Raw genomic sequence first — 18,443 nt, forward strand, 5'->3', positions numbered from 1 at the left:
TTGATTTTTCCTTTCTAATTAATGGGATTTACACTTTTTCTAATAGACTCAACGAAATGTATAATGGTTGCAATCAGGAATGAAAAACATCGATTTTCACATTTGTCTCAAAATACCTGCAAAATGGTGACAAAGGGCATTGGAAGCATTGCGGATTCCTGGCCATACAAACGTAACGTCCGTGTAATATCAACCAGTGATGAGCCTTGTGCACCAGCAATTTAGGTATGTATCGTAACAAACCCTTCTCAACTGCCAGAGGTGTTTTGGCTGTTAAAGGCACCAGCCCAATGCGCCGCGAAACACGAAAAACATGTGTGTCAACTGCCATCGCCGGTTGGTTAAAAATCACAGATGCAATCACATTAGCTGTCTTGCGACCTACTCCCGGAAGTTTTTGCAGATCATCGACAGACGTAGGGATTTCCGAATTGAACTGCTCAGTGAGCATTCTTGCCATTCCCACCAGATGCTTACTCTTGTTATTGGGATAGGAAATAGAGCGAATGTAAGTAAAAACCTCCTCGGCATTTGATGCTGCCAGCGACTCGGCATCAGGGAAGCGTTCAAATAGCGGCGGCGTGACTATGTTTACCCTCTTGTCGGTACATTGTGCCGAAAGTATAACCGCCACTAGTAGTTCATAGGGACTGGAATAATGTAGTTCAGTTTCGGGCTCGGGAAAGTTTTTGGTAAAATAATCCATAAATAAGTTAAAACGCTGTTGTCTTTGCATAGATACATATACTCATTTTGCGCATGAAGGGATTATTCCTCACGGCAATTTTATCTGACTTAAAGAGGGATTTTCAATTTTCTTATAACAAAAATACCCAGCTATTTTAAAAATAGCTGGCATAAAAAGACCTGCCGCTCTTAATAAGAAAGAGCAGCAGGTCTTTTAGAAGAGAATTGCCGGGAATATTTGAAAACCTCCGCCACTGTCCGTTCCGAGGGGATACGTACAATTTTGTCCATCTGGCTCTGAATCTCTAAAGAGTCGAGATAAAAGTTCATCAAATTATCGTCAAGCGCTAGGGCCTCAACAATCAGCACATTTTCATTTTCTGTTGTCTCGGCATATAAGTACCTTACAACGTCATCGTAAGTAAAAGTTTTTGTCATACTGTGGGGCACGTTGGTTAAATTGCTTACGCAGGTTTATCAACGCGTAACGCATTCTTCCCAATGCCGTATTAATACTCACGCCGGTAGCATCAGCAATTTCCTGAAAGCTCATGTCCTCATAGTGGCGCATGATCAGTACTTGCTTTTGCACATCCGGTAACCGCTGGATCATCTCCCGCAGTTGCTCATGTGTTTCCTGACGAATCTGGATCGACTCAACGGAATCCTCCGCAAAATCCAGCGTATTAAAAACACTGCTTCCATCTTCGAACACTACATTGGGGTAGCGTTTATCGCGTCTGAAATAATCAATGGCTAAGTTGTGTGCAATACGTATGATCCACGGCAGGAACTTGCCCTCATCATTGTATCTACCTCCCTTTATCGTGTCGACTGACTTAATAAATGTATCCTGCAATAAATCTTCGGCTACATATTGGTCCTTGACAATCAGATAAATAGTGGTGTATATTCTTGATTTATGGCGCTGAACAAGCTTTTCGAATGCTTTTTCATTACCGCGGATATACAATGTTACCAACTCACTGTCGCTAACTTGGACTTTCTCCATTTTTACTATTCGATTTAGTTAACGTAGAGCGGTTCGTCGATATTGTTTCTCCTTTCTGTTTGGTGAAAAAAATGAAGTGTCTTTTCTGTATTTTGAATTATACGAATCAAAGAAATGGATTTGCAAAATGATTTGCAAATGTTTGCGTTTCTTTTTTCAGCAATTTATTTTTCGTTAACACATGTTAACAACTCCGCAACGTTTTTTGCAATATTCTAACGTTGAGCAACTTCTCTATCCCTATTGTAACAAATAATAGAACTTATCAAATAACATACGATGGATCTGTACCAAATGGATCATTTTTCCCTCCCGGGCGTGTGAAATTTTTGTCGCCATGTAGTAATTTCACTTTTTTAATAAAAATTGAACTTTTACCAGATATGAAATATAAACATCTTTTCTTTGATCTGGACCATACACTGTGGGATTTCGAACGAAATTCTTCGGAATCTTTGACAGAAGTATTTCATCAAATGGCCCTGAGTGATCACGGAGTGTCGTCTCTGGACGCATTTGTACAATCCTTTTTAAAAATCAATACCGCTCTATGGGATGCATTCGACCGTGGAAAATTGCACCATACCTATATACGTGAGAACAGATTCAAAATGGTTTTCGAAGAGCTGGGAACCGAATGTCCGCCCAATCACACCGAAATAGGAGAATTTTACCTGAATTCATTACCTACCAAAAAACATTTACTGGCAGGAGCATTGAATCTTCTCAATCATACTTCTTCTGCTGGCTACGGCATGCACATTATCACCAATGGTTTCAATGAAATCCAAGCCAAGAAAATTGCCAGTTCAGAGATCGGCCATTTTTTTGAGCACATTATCACATTTGAAAATGCGAATGCTAAAAAACCGGACCGCAGGATTTTTGAATTCGCATTGGAAACTGCTAACGCCACACCGCAGGATAGTCTGATGATAGGCGATAACTGGATTGCGGATGTAATGGGAGCGAAACAGGCCGGTATGGATACGGTTTACTATAACCCCGCCGGATTGCAGTTCGACGAGTCACCTACTTATGATATCCGTCGACTGGAAGAGCTAATGCTGATCTTATAGGGCCAGTTTGCTACATCTAATAAGAAAAAAGCAGTGGGTTAAGGTCGCTGTCGGCTGCACCTCCGATGGGTTTGGATAGCAGCCAGGTTTCCCAGTCCGCCTGCTGATATTCATTTCGGGGCTGCACTATTTTCTGAGCTTCGTCCATATAAATCATGGTCATAACCTTCCGCGGATGTCCGGATACATTCGCACCTGCGCGGTGAAACAACCAGCCTGCATGAAAGCTCACCTCGCCCAGTTCGAATGGCGTTTCGTTCAGGTCGAATTGCTTCAGCTGCTCGTTCATCAGCACCTCGCTTTCGTCACTGATTTCCAGATCGCGGCCAATTTCAACGTGGTGGCTCTTTTCTGCAAATGCCAGTGGCCCCATTTCCATCAAGGTTTTTTGCAAGGGAATCCAAACTGTAACCGTCTTTGGAGAAGACAGAGGCCAGTAAAACTGGTCTGCATGCCAGGGAGTTATACCTCCCGCCGACTCTTTGTACAGGGCCTGATCATGGTATAATCTCACTCCTTTCACTTGCAGCAGATCGGTCGCTATTTTGGCAATTCTTTTTGAGAATACAAATTCTTTCACTTCCTCACTTTCCCGCCAGAGATTCATCACCTGAAGAAACGCCCGCTCGTAGGTCGTCCGCTCTTCCATCGGTTTGGTAAGCTTGTTGAGTTTGAAAACCAGATCAGTTATCAATGAATCGTAATGTGCGAGAATGGATTCGCTCAACACATCTTTGAGCTTTACATATCCGTAAACATTGAAATGTTCAATCGCAGCGTCGGAAAGTTGGTAGGGCTCGGATAGCTCCTTCTTAGTCAGGTCAGTCTGTGGGTCGGTCATAAGCTTTCTCTTTTCAGAAAAAAAAGATTTCAACAACCAAAAACTACCCAACTTATTCACTCTCATAAAAAGCAATTTTCTTTTCGCGGAGAAATTGCTTGATCACATCCACATGCACACATTGCCCCACATTGAGGAACGGGTAATTGGAAACTCTTTTCCGGTGTCCTTCCGTAATCACTTCCCGGTTGATCTGATCGAAACCTAAATGCAGGTGCCTGGTCGCGCTTTGCATACCATAAATAACCCCATTTGTATCGAATAATGGTCCGCCACTCTGGCCTCTCAAGCCCGGCGTGCTCATTTCAATCCCTACCACCTCATTACTACCTCCAATGTGCCGGGTAATGATCCCGTCGATGGGGAAACTGGGCGTGTTAATGCGTCCACCTTTTGTCCATTCGATATCGCCGGTGTTTTTATTATACTGATAATTAGAGAATTCAGGAAAAGGATAGCCAAGCCTGCACAAGTACCTGCCTTGCTTAACGAGCCTCGTATCTTTCAGAAACTTTGCATACCTCTGATACTGCTTTGTTTCAAAATCACGGAATTGTATGATGGCAAGGTCCTGCGTAGGGTGCAAATGAATGGTCAGGCTTTTGTACGCAGTAACACATTGAATGAAGTTGAAAAGTATCCTGATCGGATTATCTGCATTGATTTTGTATTTGGATTCCAAAAATGCCTTTTGAGTCTCAAAAGCGGGATCTTTTTCGAATATTCTGAGTTCACCCTTAAATTTCAGATAGTTCTCGTAGATCGAATTGGCGTATAAAATTTGCCGGGCTACATGTCGGCAGGTGATTGCAAAACCATCTTCATTTACAAAAAATAATGTGGCTGTACCGGGCACAATGTCGCTGCCGGTGTAGTATCGCAATATAAAATGGACGGGACGAGTGTACTGATCTACTTTTTCAATAGCTTCAACGAACATAAAAAGAAGGCTGGAATTATTCTGAGAAGGCTATTGATTGGTGAAAGGCACCAGCGCTTCAGTCTGGTCCCAGCTCAGCACCATATTGGCACCATTGGGAATTTCTTCAAAATAAATCAGGAACAATTCCTGAACGGAAGGCCTGATGCGAATGGAAACTTCAACGCTTAAAATGTCTTTTCCATCATTGTATTCGGTGCCCCACTGCCCCGTTTCTGAATTAAGGATGATCTTCCAGCTGCTTTGTCCCGGCACGGAATACAGCGAGTATGTGCCTGCTTTGACCAGTTTTCCCCCTAGGTAAACATCCTTCTCTAATTCAACTAGCGTGGCCTCATTGGCTCCGGTTCGCCAAACTTTTCCATAAGGCAGCAATGCATTATCCTGCTCGCGTCCAAAGATCAGCCTGCCTTTTTTATTGGGTCTACTGTAAATAACCTTAACGTTGATGCCGTTGGCAGAACTCTCCGCAACAGATTCCGGGCTGAATGATTTGGTATATTTTCTGAATCCAAAAAAACCCGCAAGCGCAACTAATATGATAACTGAAACAATGAGGAGAATTCTTTTCATAAATTTTACGGACAAACAATTTTGTAAAAGGTATAGCTTACCGAGAGCCGCAAATAATAATAATTATCTTTCAGTGACGGATCGCCTTGTTGCAGCTTATCGGTTGAAGTCGGTTCTCCGCCCAGATTGTCGAGATAGTCCGTAAACGTTTTTCTAGCGCCATATTCTATTCCGATATTCCAAGGACGACGGATCTGATATTTGATCCCTACACCATAAGGCAATGTAAATGAGCTCGTTTTATAGGCGCTCGTCTGAACATTCGGGTTGAACTTGGAATAACCGATACCGCCAAACACATACGGGCTCCAATTCACTGCAAATCTTCGCTCCTGAAAATTAAGGAAATTATATTCAGCAACCGCACTTCCTTCAATGATCCTTGTGGTGAAGGACAGGTTTCTTTGTTGCTGAAATGGATCTTTACTATGCTTATCAGCCGCTCCGATTACCCCACCGGCAACCTCCGCACGAAGGGACAATGCCTGGCTGGGATTGTATCTGAAAAACAAGCTCCCCGCTGGTTTGAAAAACCTGGCCCGTACCGACGGTGCAATGTCCCCTTTGTAATTAAATCCGCCTAACCCGGCTCCAATCTCAATTTTTTGAGCAAAAAGCGCAGTACCAGACGTTACAAAAAAACAGATACCTGCCGCCAAAGTGGGCAGCAAGTATCTATGATTCAAATTTTTTATAAAATACTTCAACGTAACCGTCAATTATCTTAGTGGAGGACATTTGATCTGCGAAGGAAGCATATAGTTGATATGAATCATACCAAACCAATAGTTATCCGTGTAAGTCGGGCTATTCCCCCTTGCTGTGCCGGGAGCCCCAAAGCCAGTGGTTGGCAATGCTGCCAGCGGGTCATTAGTATCGAGAGAATAATTGACCTGAAGGAATTTTTTCAACGCTTCCGTTCTATCTGCTCCTTTACGAACTGCTAACTGGTTCGTGGTTCTGTTTGCCAGTGCCAGTGCTGTGGGATTGTCGGCAAAAAGTGCAGGATCAGCATAGTTTCCGTGCGCATCATCCAGGTAATCGGTAAAGGTTTTCCTGAAACCGATTTCTGCGGAAATGTCAAATTTATCATTGATTTTGTACCTAACCCCTACACCAAGCGGTATCGCAAATTGTACCAGTGAATAAGGTTTTTCGTAACCCTCATTCCCCTGACCCTCAGTACCTAGTGGCTGCAATTTAACCCAGTCACCTTTTAATGAATCCAATGCTTTTGGATTGTGCGCGGTTAGGGCAACGCCGGCAAAAAGATAGGCTCCAAATTGTGGTCGTCTGTCGTAGCTGCGATTGTCGGGGATCAACTTGTAAATACCCTGAACAGAAAACTCTTTCAGGTCATTGCGAAAATGCAGGTTTCGGGCATAAAAAACGTTCGTTTCATGCTTTGAATCCCTGTTCATAATGTAATCATCCCCTGCGATTCTGGCGTAAGTAAAGCTGGCCCTGGCTCCCAGGCGTGGTGTAAAGTGGCGTGTGTAATTACCTCCGATGCTCCATCTCATCATTTTAAACATGGATGCAAGCGGGCGTCTGTAAGGAGCAAAATCTCCGAAATAACTGGAAGTTCCAATTCCAAAACCTGCCGTAGAATAAGGAACAAAGATGCCCCGGCTCTGTGCCTGGCTGTCTCCGCCCGTCAATAAAAGCCCAAAACTTAAGATCAACGTCAGCGCTCCCGATACTCTTTTCAATTCAAAATTTCTACGCATTTTTAGATCGATTTTTTTGCAAAAATAGAATAGTTGTTGGTTTTCTTCAGGATGTATCACCTTTTCAACGTATTTCCCAATGATTTATTTGTACCATGGATATTTTTTAGGGACTAGATAGGAAATAACTTTACTATCATTGTGTTCCGAAAAAGCACTTTAAAATGATTACGAGCAAGAATCTTCGCTTTGCGTACTCTCCCCTCAAAAAATTCAGTTTCCCGGATATTACCTGCAAGGATAAGGAAACATTACTTATTCTGGGCCAGTCGGGAAAAGGAAAAACTACACTGCTGCACTTACTCGCCTTACTCCTTACCCCGGATTCAGGTGAGATCGTGATCGCCAACAAACCTGCTACTAGCCTATCTCCCATTCAAGTGACCGAAACACGGGCTAAAAGTATCGGCATCATTTATCAGCGGCCGCATTTTGTAAGTTCACTCTCAGTGATGGATAATATTCTCTTATCCAATTACTTGGCGAATGAAAAGCAGGATCGGTTCAAGGCAAAACAATTGGCCGAGCAACTCGGATTTGCGGAGCATTTATCCAAAAAAACATCACAGCTGAGTCAGGGAGAGCAGCAAAGAGTAAGCATTGCGAGATCCTTGATGAACAACCCGAATGTGATCCTTGCCGATGAACCTACTTCCAATCTCGACGATAATAACTGCCAGAAAGTGATAGAGCTTTTGAAAAAACAATCGGCATCCATTGGGGCTAGCCTGGTGGTGGTCACACACGACCAGCGGCTGAAAGACGAGTTCTCCAATCAGGTTTTTTTGTAAAATGACTAATAGAATGAATCTTTTCAACATAAGTCTCGCTAATCTGAAAGAGAAAAAACTCAACAGTTTTTTAAGTGCATTGCTTCTTACACTGGGAATTGGCATGATCTCCTTGCTGCTATTGCTTAACAAACAGCTGGACGAGCAATTTCGGAGAAATATCAGGGGCATTGATATGGTGGTAGGAGCCAAAGGAAGCCCGCTGCAACTTATCTTGTCCAGCATTTACCAGATCGACGCGCCGACGGGCAATGTACCGCTGGCGGAGGTGAATGCATTGCGTAAAAATCCTTTTGTCAAAACGGTCATTCCGCTTTCCATGGGCGACAGCTACCAGGGATTCCGGATTGTTGGCACTACTCCCAAATACATTGAACATTTCCAGGCTAAACTAGCTCAGGGACAGGTATATAATGCTTCCATGGAAGTTACAATCGGCAGCAAAGTTGCGCGCAATACGCAGTTAAAAATCGGGGATACATTTTCCAGTGCTCACGGGCTGGATTCAAAAGGTGAAGTCCACGGAGACAAAAAATACAAGGTTACCGGTATTTTCGAGACCAGCGGAACTGTGGTAGACCAGCTCATTCTCACGCGCCTGTCTAGTGTATGGGATGTGCACGATCATTCGGGAGGTGATCACGAAGCACATGATGAAAGTGTGCACAAAATCGGTCCCGCAGGAACAGATCCTGAGCCGGACGAGGAGGGTAAGGACGTTACCAGTGCGCTCATTCAGTTCAGAAACCCTATGGGCCTGATCACCATTCCAAGACAAATCAATACCAATACTTCCATGCAGGCTGCGCTGCCGAGCATTGAAATAAACCGCCTGTTTTCACTACTTGGCGTAGGGATTGAAACCCTTCGAACCCTTGCATTGATCATTATCAGCATTGCCGGCGTGAGCGTTTTTATCTCACTATATAACTCATTGAAGGAAAGAAAATACGAAATGGCATTGATGTTATCCATGGGTGCTACCCGTTCGAGACTTTTCCTGATGCTACTGATCGAGGGGTTAATGCTGGCCGTGATCGGCTTCTTTTCGGGAGTAATTTTAAGTCGTGTCGGTTTGTGGCTTTTTTCTCGGGCTGCGGAAGAGGATTTCCATTATTCGCTCAAACAATTCACCATCTTACCAGAAGAAATCCTCTTGTTTTTCGGCTCACTGGCGATCGGGCTCATTGCAGCCGCGCTTCCTTCACTAGGCATTTATAAACTGAATATATCCCGGACATTGGCAGAGGAATGATATTCTGTGTAAATTTGTTAATCTGGTTAAATCCTTATTCAGTCAAAATTTGAGGTTCTGATGAAATCTGCAAAAGCGCTTGTACTATTAATTTGTGTCACCTCCCTGTTTGCGTTTACACCGAGCAATAACCCTGTCAAACTAACCTGGGAGATTTTGCGGGACGTTACATTCAAAAAGAAATGGTATGCAGAGGAATCGATTTACATGCTCCACCCTACTTTCGGGCCGAGCGTTCAGAAGCTGAAAAACCAGCAGGTTTCAATCACGGGCTACATTCTCCCGGTCGATCTGGATGCAAACTTATATGTACTGTCTGCATTCCCTTTTAGCGCCTGCTTTTTCTGCGGAGGTGCTGGTCCAGAGACGGTTATGACATTGAATTTTAAGAAAAAGGATGGTAAGAAGTTCAAAACGGATGAGCGCCTGACTTTTACAGGTACATTAAAACTCAATGCAGATGACATTTACCAGATGAATTACATCCTTGACGGCGCAGAAATTACAGACTAAGAACTGCTTTTTCCCTCGAAAAAATCAGATCCCAATCAGCCGCCAAACTCCTGAAATAAAGAAGAGTACCAGCCCGACAGGTGTCAAAACCTTCCAGCCGAGGTACATGAGCTGATCCACACGCAGACGGGGCAATGTCCAGCGTGCCCACATTTGCACAAGAATCCCGAACATTGCTTTACTCAAAAGCCAGAAAGCGCCGCTCAGGTATCCAAACCATGTTCCCGGCTCCCCACTCGTCCAATCAGCAAGCCTTACTGGCCCGATGTTTGGAAAAGGTGTGTTCCAGCTTCCGAGAAAAAGGATAGCACCCAGCAAACATACCAGCAACATCATTCCATATTCGGAAAGCATAAAAAGTGCCCAGCGCATACCGGAATATTCTGTGTGAAAACCAGCAACCAGTTCCGATTCACCTTCTGGTAAATCAAACGGAGCACGATTACATTCGGCTAGCGAAGCGATAAAAAACACTACATAAGCTAGCAAGAGAAATGGATTGCGCACGATATTCCAGGACAAAAATCCGCCGATATGAGTCACATCCACACCCAGCTTTTTAATCCCAAACAGGTAAACTGTTTCGGGAGCGTATATGCCCTGTTGAAAGCTTATTATTTGAAGATCAAGTGTTTGGGTAAGCATTACTACACAAAGTATGGATAACCCCAGCGGAATTTCGTAGGAAATAATCTGCGCTACAGCCCGCATCGCGCCAAACAATGCAAACTTGTTATTGGAACCCCAGCCAGCCATTAGCAAACCGATCACGTCGACAGAAATAATGGTGAGCAAGAAAAAAACGCCAACTGCCGCCCCGGAACCCGCCAGATCCGGCGCTAACGGTACTACTGCAAAACCCGCGAAAACCGAAATGAAAATAATGAATGGTGCGATCAGGAAAAGTTTTCGATCAGCTGCCTTAGGAACGATATCCTCTTTTTGAAGTAATTTGAGTAAATCGGCAAAAAGCTGTAATAAACCCCATTTCCCCACTTCCATCGGCCCCAAGCGATCCTGGATGAAAGCTGAAACCTTACGTTCCAGATACACGCCAATGACCACAAAACCGGGAACGAGAAGTAAAAAAATGATCAGTGTAAACGGCATTAACAGCTCTTTGAAGTACGCTAGATGCCACAAAAGTAAGTAAAAAACTCACTCCTCTTCGTCAGGCTCGCCTTTATATCCTGATTCCTGCAAAATCCTCGCAGCATTATCGATCTCCATCAATTGCGGCAAAGTAACATCGGGATTCTCGGCCATAAAACGGTCAACAATTCGCCAGCCTACCCACCTGGCGATAGCGCCTGGCACCTTTTCTCCAATTTCCGTAGTAAAAGGCCTTTCGTCAATATATTTCTTCTTTTTAAGATCACTTTTTTCATAAAGCAGTTTACCCGCGATAAAGTACGCCCATATCGCGTGCTGGCTAACATTGGTCCGTTTCAGATTTGCTTCCGAATAACCAAAAATCAAACTGTCGGGTGTTGAAGGCATGACTGTTTTCACGAATTCGTAGCCTTTTCCATAGCCGATCATGTCGGCGAGTAACGTCTGATCGCCTGCCCCCATGCGGTTAAAACGGTTTGATTCAAAAAATACAATGGATGGAACAATGTACTCCTTTTGATAGCGACGCAGCTGATAATCAAACACATTCGGGCGAAATTGCGCCTCAGGCCCTCCGAAATAATCCAGCCCGATAATGATCAGAGAATCTGAAATGTAGAGATCGTCACCCGTGAAACCCGTGATCATAAACTGTACTTTCGGCGCATTGAATGCAGGGTAATGATACTTGATCTGCTTAAAAGCTTTCGTCAGCGAATCAATAATTCCAGTCTGCCGATCGCCTATCAATGTATCCAGCTGGTTTTTGAACGTCTGGAAAGCATTGTTTTGCAAAATATTAAACAGATGCCCAGCCAATTGGCTTGGTTCCACCGGGGCATTCGTGAAGTAAACCTTGGTCAGGTAAGCATGTTTATCAAGAAAATTTTGTATTTCTGCTACCGATTTACAGGCAAAAAGCTCCTGATCCAGGTTCTCGGCAACGATATTAAACTGCATTGAACTGGTATCTGCTTCCTGCTTTTTATCGGTTTTACAAGACCAGGAAATGGTCGTAATGAAGAAAATGAGTACAAATATTCTTGAATAATGCATTCTTGAAAAAAGGAGTAACATGTTAGACAGAGAGTCAAAATTAAAAAAAAAAAACATAAGCATCCTGGGATGTGGCTGGCTGGGATTTCCACTAGCTCAACGTCTGCAGCGTGATCATATTACATCGGAAACGAAAGGCAGTACCACTTCTCCCGACAAACTGGAAAGTTTCGAGAAGCATGGAATCAAGGGTTATCTGCTGGATTTGACTCCTGGTTTTTCAGACGATGCCGCCTTGGTGCCTTCGTTCTTCGATTCTGATTCCCTCATTGTATCCTTGCCGCCACGGCAGGGGAAAAATGAGCCCGGTTTCTATGTCAAACAAATTCAGTCGGTAGTAGCCGAGATCAGAAAATCTCCGATTAAAGAAGTCATTTTCATCAGTTCAACAGGCATTTATCCTGAATTGAACAGGATTGTGACAGAAGAAGACGTCAATGTGCCGGAGCAATCTGCTTCGTCAGAAATGGTCACTGCCGAGAATCTTTTGCAATCATTAAGTCCTGAAATTACGGTCACTATTCTCCGACTCGGCGGACTGATGGGCTATAACAGAATCCCCGGCAAATATGTAAAAGGGCAAAAAAACATGATTACGGGTGCTATTCCCGTTAATTACATTCACCGGGACGATGCCGTCAGGATCATTATCGGAATATTGGAACAGGGCTTGGTAAATGAGACTTTCAACATTGTTTCACCCATTCATCCGGTCCGCCGAGACATTTATATAGATTCTTGTTCGAGGTTCGGCTGGGAAGCTCCCACGTTTACCGAACCCGAAGTAAGTCCTGATTTTAAAGTGATTTCAGGCGAGAAATTCAGTAGTACCTATTCTTACCATTTCATTTTCCCTGATCCAATGCAGTTTTATTACAGTCTGGAAAACGAAATGTGAGCATTTGGGCATAAAAAAATCCGCCGGATCAGTCCCGCGGATTTATATGATTATTTAAACCAAAAAGAATTATTGAGCTCCTAACAACTCCGTCAGCTTGGTTTCCAAAGCAGCTCCCCGCAGGTTTTTAGCGATAATTTTACCGTCTTTATCCAGTAAATACGTCGCCGGAATTGCATTGACACCATAAGTCTGAGCGACTCCTGAATTCCATTTTTTCAATTCCGAGCCGTGCTGCCATTTCAGTTTATCTCGCTCAATGGCCGTTTTCCAAGCCTTTTCATTGTCATCCAGTGACACTCCGAAAATATCGAATCCTTTGTCTTTAAACTTGTCATACATCCGTACCACATTCGGATTTTCCATCCGGCATGGGCCGCACCAGGATGCCCAGAAATCTATTAAAACAAATTTACCGCGCAATGATGACAATGCTACCGGCTTGCCTTCGGGGCTATTCAATGTAAAATCCGGAGCTACTTCACCCACAGCCAGGCCTGCGATCCTTTTGATTTGACCAATAAAACCCTTGGCTAATGTCGGAGTAGGCTGTACCTGATCATACTGTTCTGCCAGCTTTTTCAGCACGTCGAGATCATTTTCAGGGGTAAGAAAATTGTTAGCTGTGAACAGTGCCACTAATGATGTACCCATTTCCGGTATCCATTTTTTAATGGTGCCCAGTCTTTCCTGCTCTGCTTTTGCAAAATTCTGCTGTATCTCCTCAATTTTCTTGGTATCTTTTTTCTCCTCAGCCTTGACATACTCTTCATTCCAGACGGTCACTTTGGCTGCGAAAGCCTTCATTAGCTCATCCACCTGCGCATAGTATTCCATGTTTTTGGATCCGGTCACCTGCGCTTTTCCGCCATTGCCTTTGCTGTCTTTTCCCGTTCCGTCGGCGAGTACATTAAATTGTTCGCCCCCTTCAACGAGTAAAATCACTTTTTGTCTGTCAGCAAGATTCAGAGAAAAAAAGCTTCCTCTGTCCAATTCTGTACCCTTTATCGAAAAACTGCCATCGGCCGCGATTACTGTAGAATCCAGCTTTATAGAAGATCCATTGGCCGACGATTTCAATAGGATCACTTTTTCTCCCTTTGCACCATTTTTCACCTTACCAGTAACCGTAAAGTCTTTGGGTGCTATTTGCTGGGCCATTGTCGAAACGCCTAGACATGTCATGCTCAAAACTAAAACACTTCGTTTCAATGATCCCTTCATAATTTCTGCTTATTGTTATCTCTAAATGTGTGACTATTGAAGCTTTTTCGCAAGTAACTGGTTGACTAGCTTGGGGTCGGCGGTGTTATTCGATTTTTTCATGATTTCACCCACAAACAACCCAATCAAACCTTTTTTACCCTTTTTATAAGCTGCTACCTTGTCCGGCATGGAGCTAATTACCTCATCTACCAACGATTCAAGCTCGTTTGTATTGCTATTTTGAAGCCAGTTATTTGAGGAAGCAATCTCGGAAGACGTACGGTGTGGATCTGACAAAAGAACCGGGAAAATTTTCTGAGAAGCCACAGAATGGCTCACCACGCCTGATTCATTTAGCTCGATCAGATCCGCCAGCGCTTTTGCACTGATCGGGAAGTGTTCTATATTTCCTTCGTGGTCATTGAGGTAGGACTTCACTGGGCCCATCAGCCAGTTGGAGGCAGCTTTGTAGGCTGACGTATTAGCACAAACTGCCTCGAAATATTCCGCAATTTCCCTGGTATCCGTCAGTACCATGGCGTCATAAGCAGGAATGCCATATTGATTCACAAATTTATCGCGAAGCTCCTGCGGTAATGCAGGCATTTTGCTTTTAATATCTTCCAGCCATTCCTCCGAAACCACGACCGGACTTAGATCAGGATCAGGGAAATACCGGTAATCATTCATCGTTTCTTTCACCCGCATTCCGTAAGTCTGTCCACTTTCCACGTCGAACATCCTGGTTTCCTGCTGAATGGGCTCCTCATTTTCGATCATTGCAATCTGCCTTCTCTCTTCAAAACTGATGGCACGCATCATATTCCTGATCGAATTCATGTTTTTGATCTCTACTTTGGTGCCCAGTTTGCTTTCACCTTTTTTACGCAAAGACACATTCACATCGCAACGGAGTGAACCTTCTTCCATATTACCATCACTAATGTGTAGGTACCTGACAAGCCGACGTATCTCGGTAACAAATGCACCTGTTTCTTCCGCAGAACGCAAATCGGGTTCGGACACCATTTCAACAAGAGGCGTTCCGGCGCGGTTGTAATCCAGTAATGTTTCGCTATGGCTTCCGTCGTGAACAGATTTTCCGGCATCCTCTTCCAGGTGAATGTGGTGGAAACGAATTGTTTTTTCAACCGTTTTACCTTCTGCATTTTTGACAGAGATATTAACCCCGCCATCCAGGCAGATCGGTTTTTTATCCTGAGATATCTGGTACCCTTTTGGAAGATCCGGGTAAAAATAATTTTTCCGGTCAAAGATCGTCCTGCGACTGATCGAGCACCCACAAGCGAGTCCCAAACGGATTGCAAATTCCACCGCTTTATGATTGATTTTCGGTAAAGTACCGGGTAATGCGAGTGTAAGCGGACCGATATTAGTATTCGGTTCGGTACCAAAGAGATTACGGTCCTGTGCGAATAATTTTGATTCCGTTAAGAGTTGACAGTGTACTTCCAGGCCTATTACAGTTTCATAACTGGCCAAAAGTTCGTCTGTGATGTCAGAGGGGTGAAGCGCGTTTTGAGTCATATTTATTACAAATGCTTTCGCAAAGATACGAATACGGGCCGTCCATAGCATGAACGGCCCGTATTTTCTGGGTGTAAGTAACTTTGGCTACCTATAAGGCGTTAATCCAATTTGCTATCACGATAATGTCAGCCTTTGGAACGTGGGCCAGAGGAGCCATCGGAGGATAACCTGGCCAGTGCTCAGGTTTCGGGTTGTGTACCAGCTCCACGATCTGATCTGGCGTATATTTTTTCTTAGCTACTTCTGAATAAGCAGGCCCGATTACCTTGTCATAAGCCTGGTGGCATGCGAAACAAGCGTGCTTGTTAAGCAACGCAGAAACGTCTGCTGGTACTGGTTTACGTTTCGGTGCAACCGGAGCTGCTGGTGCTTCCGGTGCAACTGCTACTGCCGAGCTGTCAGCCGCTTTTCCAGAATCCGGCGCAGCAGGTGCAGGCGTCGTAGCCGCTGGTGCTACCGGTGCAGCTGGTGCATTTTTTCTATCGTTTTGAAGTTTCACGAGAGCCGTTTCTTCCCTTACTTTGCTTCCCGATCCGTAGTAATGGTCATATTTGTCACGATCTTCCTTGGAAGAACAACCGATGCAGAAGGAAACTGCCAGGGCAATAAAAGCCAAAGAAGTACTTTTGTTAAGTGTCATTGTTTTCAATTTTTAAGAATTTCCGCCAGATTAAGGTTTTGATACAAAATCATCACACGAAGAAAGCAAGTTTGCACTAGATTTCCTGCATATCGGGAATACAAATTACCTTTAAATTCAATATAAATAGCGCATAGCAGGTTGTTCACCAATTCATTAGCCGTCCATTACCCGGAAGAAAATCAATAAAATTTCTTCTTTATTTAAAAGATAATATTGTGATTAATATTAAATGTTATTACTTTTGCAGTCCTATTTGTAAAACGATGTAAAGTAATGGCTAAGAAAGGTAATAGAGTACAGGTCATATTGGAATGCACAGAACAGAAAGACAGCGGTGTTCCAGGAATGTCACGTTATGTGACTACAAAAAATCGGAAGAATACGCCTGGCCGTATGGAGCTGAAAAAATTCAATTCTTTCCTGAGACGCTATACAGTCCACAAAGAAATTAAATAAGTTCGATGTTATCCGTTAACTGTTATGTGGTTTAGAACATCAATGGTTCGACGGTAGTCTCGTAACAGTTAATTATTAACATATAAACTTAAAAATATACAGACATGGCAAAGAAAGTAGTTGCTACCCTGAAAAAAGAAGGCGGTAAATCATTTGCCAAAGTGATTAAGGCCGTAAGATCTCCTAAAACAGGAGCTTATACCTTCAAAGAAGAAATCGTACCTCTTGACGGTGTTCAAGGTGCCTTGAAAAACTAAGGTTATTCAAGCTTTTGATATTGAGTTATTAAAAAGTCCCTTTTCGGGACTTTTTTTGTTTTATTTTTGGGCCATAAACATGCTAGCATTATGAGTTTATTTGGTTTTTTTTCAAAAGAGAAAAAAGAAACATTAGATAAAGGCCTTGAAAAAACCAAAGACAGTTTCTTTGGAAAGCTTTCCCGAGCCATAGTCGGTAAAACGACTATCGACGAGGACGTTCTGGATGAATTGGAAGACATTCTGGTTAGTTCCGATGTCGGCGTGGAAACTACCGTAAAGGTGATCAAACGTATCGAGGAGCGGGTAGCAAGAGATAAATACGCCACTACTGCCGAGCTGGACAGCATATTAAGAGAAGAAATCGCCGCACTGCTTACCGAAAACAAATCCGTTGACATTCAGGATAGTTTTGAAACTGAACATTTACCAAAGCCATTTGTGATCATGGTTGTTGGCGTGAATGGTGTCGGCAAAACTACCACGATCGGAAAACTGGCACATCAGTTTCATCAGCGCGGGCATAAAGTAGTGTTGGGTGCTGCTGATACATTCAGGGCTGCGGCTGTAGAGCAGCTGAAACTTTGGGGAAAACGGGTTGACGTACCTGTAATCGATCACGGTATGAACACCGATCCCTCGGCTGTGGCATATGATGCGTTGAAAAAAGGAATAGAAACCGGTGCTGATGTGATCATTATAGACACGGCTGGGCGTTTGCATACGAAAGTCAATCTGATGAACGAGCTTTCCAAAATCAAGCGTGTTATGCAAAAGATCATTCCTGACTCTCCCCATGAAGTACTGCTGGTACTCGACGGAAGCACAGGCCAGAACGCCGTCATTCAGGCAAGAGAATTCACCAAGGTTACTGAAATTACAGCTCTTGCTATCACGAAACTCGACGGAACTGCCAAAGGTGGCGTCGTGATCGGGATTTCAGATGAATTTAAAATCCCTGTCAAATACATTGGCGTCGGTGAAAAAATGGACGATCTGCAGGTGTTTGATAGAAGCGAATTTGTGGATTCCCTGTTCAAAAAAATCGGGTAAAAAGCACATTTATCCGACTAAGTCACCGATCTTCATTTAATTGCTGCCAGGAATGGATATATCCTAACTTTGGGAACTGCGTATCAAACAGTTCCCTATTATGGATACATTTTTGATCTTCGTTTTTGTCTTCGGAATCTTCGGGTGGTGCATATGGAAGCTGCTGAATTACACCAAAAATACAATCGGTGACAACTCTCCCCTGAAAGTCGTAAGGGTTTATCAGATATCAGAATTAGGCTATTTTTTGAAACTTGAGAACCTGATCATTTATTACATTCTTCCGCTCGGTTTCATGTTCATTAAGGCAGCATTTACTGTGGTTTCGTCAGATATCTCTCTGCCACTGACGCGGCTCCTGCTTTTTGGACTTAGTTCAATGGTATTTTCAGCATGCGCACTGTATCTCATTTTAGATATCAACCATTGGAAATACGTCCGCAATGTAACACTCGAAACAAATCCTACCGCACACGAGCTGTATTTGCACTTTCCGGATTACACGCTAACCCTTCGTGATGGAGACATTGAAAGAGTTATAATCACATCCAATGAGGCGAAAATGAGAATTAGCTATCTAACTTACTTCCTCAAAAACGGAGAACAATTTATCCTTTCCGACAGAACGCCGGGAATTGAGGTAATTCACGAGTATTTTAAGAAAATTCTCATCGAATATCGCAAAGAACGATTTCCCTATATAAAGTAGACTTCCTGACAATTTTTCCCGAACTTTGCAGCCCATTTTCCCGTCAGTATCAATCACTTTGCCTGATACAAATGGTAATT

The 18,443-nt window shown here is 43.5% G+C and carries 22 protein-coding genes; 9 read left to right on the forward strand and 13 right to left on the reverse strand.

The features are described 5' to 3' along the window. Positions 1-73: 73 nt before the first annotated feature. The 3 genes from nth to ABIO93_RS00195 form a co-directional block, all read right to left on the reverse strand. Positions 74-736, reverse strand: coding sequence for an endonuclease III (gene nth, locus ABIO93_RS00185; protein ID WP_348063421.1), 663 nt, complete (start codon positions 734-736; stop codon positions 74-76). Between the two features lie 140 nt (positions 737-876). Beyond that, positions 877-1,125, reverse strand: a complete 249-nt coding sequence (locus ABIO93_RS00190; protein WP_348063422.1) for a hypothetical protein — start codon at positions 1,123-1,125, stop codon at positions 877-879. Continuing rightward, the gene (locus ABIO93_RS00195; RefSeq protein ID WP_348063423.1) at positions 1,100-1,699 is read right to left on the reverse strand and encodes an RNA polymerase sigma factor; all 600 of its coding nucleotides are present in this window, start codon (positions 1,697-1,699) and stop codon (positions 1,100-1,102) included. The genes ABIO93_RS00190 and ABIO93_RS00195 overlap by 26 nt, the downstream gene beginning before the upstream one ends. 383 nt (positions 1,700-2,082) lie before the next feature. Between ABIO93_RS00195 and ABIO93_RS00200 the strand changes: the two genes are divergently transcribed. Continuing rightward, complete coding sequence (locus tag ABIO93_RS00200; RefSeq protein WP_348063424.1) at positions 2,083-2,778, forward strand: YjjG family noncanonical pyrimidine nucleotidase; 696 nt, start codon at positions 2,083-2,085, stop codon at positions 2,776-2,778. 16 nt (positions 2,779-2,794) lie between these two features. Here ABIO93_RS00200 and ABIO93_RS00205 read toward each other — a convergent pair whose 3' ends face one another. Genes ABIO93_RS00205 through ABIO93_RS00225 form a run of 5 tightly spaced genes read right to left on the reverse strand, consistent with a single transcriptional unit; the run spans position 2,795 to position 6,862 of the window. Beyond that, positions 2,795-3,619 (reverse strand): phytanoyl-CoA dioxygenase family protein, encoded by an 825-nt coding sequence (locus ABIO93_RS00205; RefSeq protein WP_348063425.1) that lies wholly within the window; start codon positions 3,617-3,619, stop codon positions 2,795-2,797. Between the two features lie 52 nt (positions 3,620-3,671). Further along, positions 3,672-4,559 carry a trypsin-like peptidase domain-containing protein gene (locus ABIO93_RS00210; RefSeq protein ID WP_348063426.1) on the reverse strand — a complete coding sequence of 296 codons (888 nt, stop codon included), beginning with the start codon at positions 4,557-4,559 and terminating at the stop codon, positions 3,672-3,674. 30 nt (positions 4,560-4,589) lie between these two features. Next, positions 4,590-5,132 carry a DUF2911 domain-containing protein gene (locus ABIO93_RS00215; protein ID WP_348063427.1) on the reverse strand — a complete coding sequence of 181 codons (543 nt, stop codon included), beginning with the start codon at positions 5,130-5,132 and terminating at the stop codon, positions 4,590-4,592. Positions 5,133-5,137: 5 nt separating this feature from the next. Next, on the reverse strand, positions 5,138-5,818 hold the full coding sequence (locus ABIO93_RS00220) for a DUF6089 family protein (RefSeq protein ID WP_348063428.1): 681 nt from the start codon (positions 5,816-5,818) through the stop codon (positions 5,138-5,140). A gap of 33 nt (positions 5,819-5,851) precedes the next feature. Continuing rightward, complete coding sequence (locus ABIO93_RS00225) at positions 5,852-6,862, reverse strand: DUF6089 family protein (protein ID WP_348063429.1); 1,011 nt, start codon at positions 6,860-6,862, stop codon at positions 5,852-5,854. Between the two features lie 164 nt (positions 6,863-7,026). On the opposite strand from ABIO93_RS00225, the gene ABIO93_RS00230 reads away from it, so the two are divergent. From ABIO93_RS00230 to ABIO93_RS00240, 3 genes are read left to right on the forward strand one after another with little or no spacing between them, the layout of a single operon-like run. Next, positions 7,027-7,653: an ATP-binding cassette domain-containing protein gene (locus ABIO93_RS00230; RefSeq protein WP_348063430.1), complete on the forward strand. Its 627-nt coding sequence runs from the start codon at positions 7,027-7,029 to the stop codon at positions 7,651-7,653. A 13-nt stretch (positions 7,654-7,666) separates the two neighbouring features. Continuing rightward, entirely contained in the window at positions 7,667-8,908 is a 1,242-nt protein-coding gene (locus tag ABIO93_RS00235) for an FtsX-like permease family protein (protein ID WP_348063431.1), read from the forward strand. Positions 8,909-8,968: 60 nt separating this feature from the next. Then, positions 8,969-9,421, forward strand: coding sequence for a DUF3299 domain-containing protein (locus ABIO93_RS00240; protein ID WP_348063432.1), 453 nt, complete (start codon positions 8,969-8,971; stop codon positions 9,419-9,421). 24 nt (positions 9,422-9,445) lie between these two features. Here the strand turns inward: ABIO93_RS00240 and ABIO93_RS00245 are convergent, their stop codons facing one another. Together ABIO93_RS00245 and ABIO93_RS00250 are read right to left on the reverse strand one after the other, a co-directional pair. Then, positions 9,446-10,531: a complex I subunit 1 family protein gene (locus ABIO93_RS00245; RefSeq protein ID WP_348063433.1), complete on the reverse strand. Its 1,086-nt coding sequence runs from the start codon at positions 10,529-10,531 to the stop codon at positions 9,446-9,448. A gap of 48 nt (positions 10,532-10,579) precedes the next feature. Further along, complete coding sequence (locus tag ABIO93_RS00250; protein ID WP_348063434.1) at positions 10,580-11,590, reverse strand: gliding motility protein; 1,011 nt, start codon at positions 11,588-11,590, stop codon at positions 10,580-10,582. 19 nt (positions 11,591-11,609) lie between these two features. Between ABIO93_RS00250 and ABIO93_RS00255 the strand changes: the two genes are divergently transcribed. Further along, positions 11,610-12,488: an NAD-dependent dehydratase gene (locus ABIO93_RS00255; protein WP_348063435.1), complete on the forward strand. Its 879-nt coding sequence runs from the start codon at positions 11,610-11,612 to the stop codon at positions 12,486-12,488. A 69-nt stretch (positions 12,489-12,557) separates the two neighbouring features. Here ABIO93_RS00255 and ABIO93_RS00260 read toward each other — a convergent pair whose 3' ends face one another. The 3 genes from ABIO93_RS00260 to ABIO93_RS00270 form a co-directional block, all read right to left on the reverse strand. Further along, positions 12,558-13,649, reverse strand: coding sequence for a TlpA disulfide reductase family protein (locus ABIO93_RS00260; protein WP_348063436.1), 1,092 nt, complete (start codon positions 13,647-13,649; stop codon positions 12,558-12,560). Positions 13,650-13,745: 96 nt separating this feature from the next. Continuing rightward, a complete protein-coding gene (gene gatB, locus ABIO93_RS00265; RefSeq protein WP_348063437.1) occupies positions 13,746-15,242 on the reverse strand; it encodes an Asp-tRNA(Asn)/Glu-tRNA(Gln) amidotransferase subunit GatB in 1,497 nt (498 codons plus the stop codon). Between the two features lie 91 nt (positions 15,243-15,333). Then, entirely contained in the window at positions 15,334-15,885 is a 552-nt protein-coding gene (locus ABIO93_RS00270; RefSeq protein ID WP_348063438.1) for a hypothetical protein, read from the reverse strand. Positions 15,886-16,161: 276 nt separating this feature from the next. Here ABIO93_RS00270 and rpmG point away from each other — a divergent pair, with 276 nt between their 5' ends. The 4 genes from rpmG to ABIO93_RS00290 all read left to right on the forward strand — a co-directional run bounded on the left by rpmG (position 16,162) and on the right by ABIO93_RS00290 (position 18,363). Further along, a complete protein-coding gene (rpmG, locus tag ABIO93_RS00275; RefSeq protein ID WP_026632037.1) occupies positions 16,162-16,344 on the forward strand; it encodes a 50S ribosomal protein L33 in 183 nt (60 codons plus the stop codon). 104 nt (positions 16,345-16,448) lie between these two features. Further along, the gene (locus tag ABIO93_RS00280) at positions 16,449-16,601 is read left to right on the forward strand and encodes a DUF4295 domain-containing protein (RefSeq protein ID WP_149639761.1); all 153 of its coding nucleotides are present in this window, start codon (positions 16,449-16,451) and stop codon (positions 16,599-16,601) included. Positions 16,602-16,691: 90 nt separating this feature from the next. Continuing rightward, entirely contained in the window at positions 16,692-17,654 is a 963-nt protein-coding gene (ftsY, locus tag ABIO93_RS00285; RefSeq protein ID WP_348063439.1) for a signal recognition particle-docking protein FtsY, read from the forward strand. 100 nt (positions 17,655-17,754) lie between these two features. Further along, positions 17,755-18,363 carry a hypothetical protein gene (locus ABIO93_RS00290; protein WP_348063440.1) on the forward strand — a complete coding sequence of 203 codons (609 nt, stop codon included), beginning with the start codon at positions 17,755-17,757 and terminating at the stop codon, positions 18,361-18,363. Positions 18,364-18,443 lie beyond the last annotated feature (80 nt).

It is taken from the genome of Dyadobacter sp. (assembly GCF_039919315.1).
In the GTDB taxonomy this organism is placed as follows: Bacteria; Bacteroidota; Bacteroidia; order Cytophagales; family Spirosomataceae; genus Dyadobacter.

Coding starts and splice junctions, on each gene's coding strand:
- ABIO93_RS00255 (WP_348063435.1), top strand. CDS start 11,610: ATGTTAGACAGAGAGTCAAAATTAAAAAAAAAAAACATAAGCATCCTG.
- ABIO93_RS00205 (WP_348063425.1), bottom strand. CDS start 3,619: ATGACCGACCCACAGACTGACCTGACTAAGAAGGAGCTATCCGAGCCC.
- ABIO93_RS00250 (WP_348063434.1), bottom strand. CDS start 11,590: ATGCATTATTCAAGAATATTTGTACTCATTTTCTTCATTACGACCATT.
- ABIO93_RS00225 (WP_348063429.1), bottom strand. CDS start 6,862: ATGCGTAGAAATTTTGAATTGAAAAGAGTATCGGGAGCGCTGACGTTG.
- ABIO93_RS00210 (WP_348063426.1), bottom strand. CDS start 4,559: ATGTTCGTTGAAGCTATTGAAAAAGTAGATCAGTACACTCGTCCCGTC.
- ABIO93_RS00245 (WP_348063433.1), bottom strand. CDS start 10,531: ATGCCGTTTACACTGATCATTTTTTTACTTCTCGTTCCCGGTTTTGTG.
- ftsY (WP_348063439.1), top strand. CDS start 16,692: ATGAGTTTATTTGGTTTTTTTTCAAAAGAGAAAAAAGAAACATTAGAT.
- ABIO93_RS00200 (WP_348063424.1), top strand. CDS start 2,083: ATGAAATATAAACATCTTTTCTTTGATCTGGACCATACACTGTGGGAT.
- ABIO93_RS00260 (WP_348063436.1), bottom strand. CDS start 13,649: ATGGCCCAGCAAATAGCACCCAAAGACTTTACGGTTACTGGTAAGGTG.
- ABIO93_RS00195 (WP_348063423.1), bottom strand. CDS start 1,699: ATGGAGAAAGTCCAAGTTAGCGACAGTGAGTTGGTAACATTGTATATC.
- ABIO93_RS00280 (WP_149639761.1), top strand. CDS start 16,449: ATGGCAAAGAAAGTAGTTGCTACCCTGAAAAAAGAAGGCGGTAAATCA.
- ABIO93_RS00235 (WP_348063431.1), top strand. CDS start 7,667: ATGAATCTTTTCAACATAAGTCTCGCTAATCTGAAAGAGAAAAAACTC.
- ABIO93_RS00290 (WP_348063440.1), top strand. CDS start 17,755: ATGGATACATTTTTGATCTTCGTTTTTGTCTTCGGAATCTTCGGGTGG.
- ABIO93_RS00240 (WP_348063432.1), top strand. CDS start 8,969: ATGAAATCTGCAAAAGCGCTTGTACTATTAATTTGTGTCACCTCCCTG.
- ABIO93_RS00190 (WP_348063422.1), bottom strand. CDS start 1,125: ATGACAAAAACTTTTACTTACGATGACGTTGTAAGGTACTTATATGCC.
- nth (WP_348063421.1), bottom strand. CDS start 736: ATGCAAAGACAACAGCGTTTTAACTTATTTATGGATTATTTTACCAAA.
- ABIO93_RS00230 (WP_348063430.1), top strand. CDS start 7,027: ATGATTACGAGCAAGAATCTTCGCTTTGCGTACTCTCCCCTCAAAAAA.
- ABIO93_RS00215 (WP_348063427.1), bottom strand. CDS start 5,132: ATGAAAAGAATTCTCCTCATTGTTTCAGTTATCATATTAGTTGCGCTT.
- gatB (WP_348063437.1), bottom strand. CDS start 15,242: ATGACTCAAAACGCGCTTCACCCCTCTGACATCACAGACGAACTTTTG.
- ABIO93_RS00270 (WP_348063438.1), bottom strand. CDS start 15,885: ATGACACTTAACAAAAGTACTTCTTTGGCTTTTATTGCCCTGGCAGTT.
- rpmG (WP_026632037.1), top strand. CDS start 16,162: ATGGCTAAGAAAGGTAATAGAGTACAGGTCATATTGGAATGCACAGAA.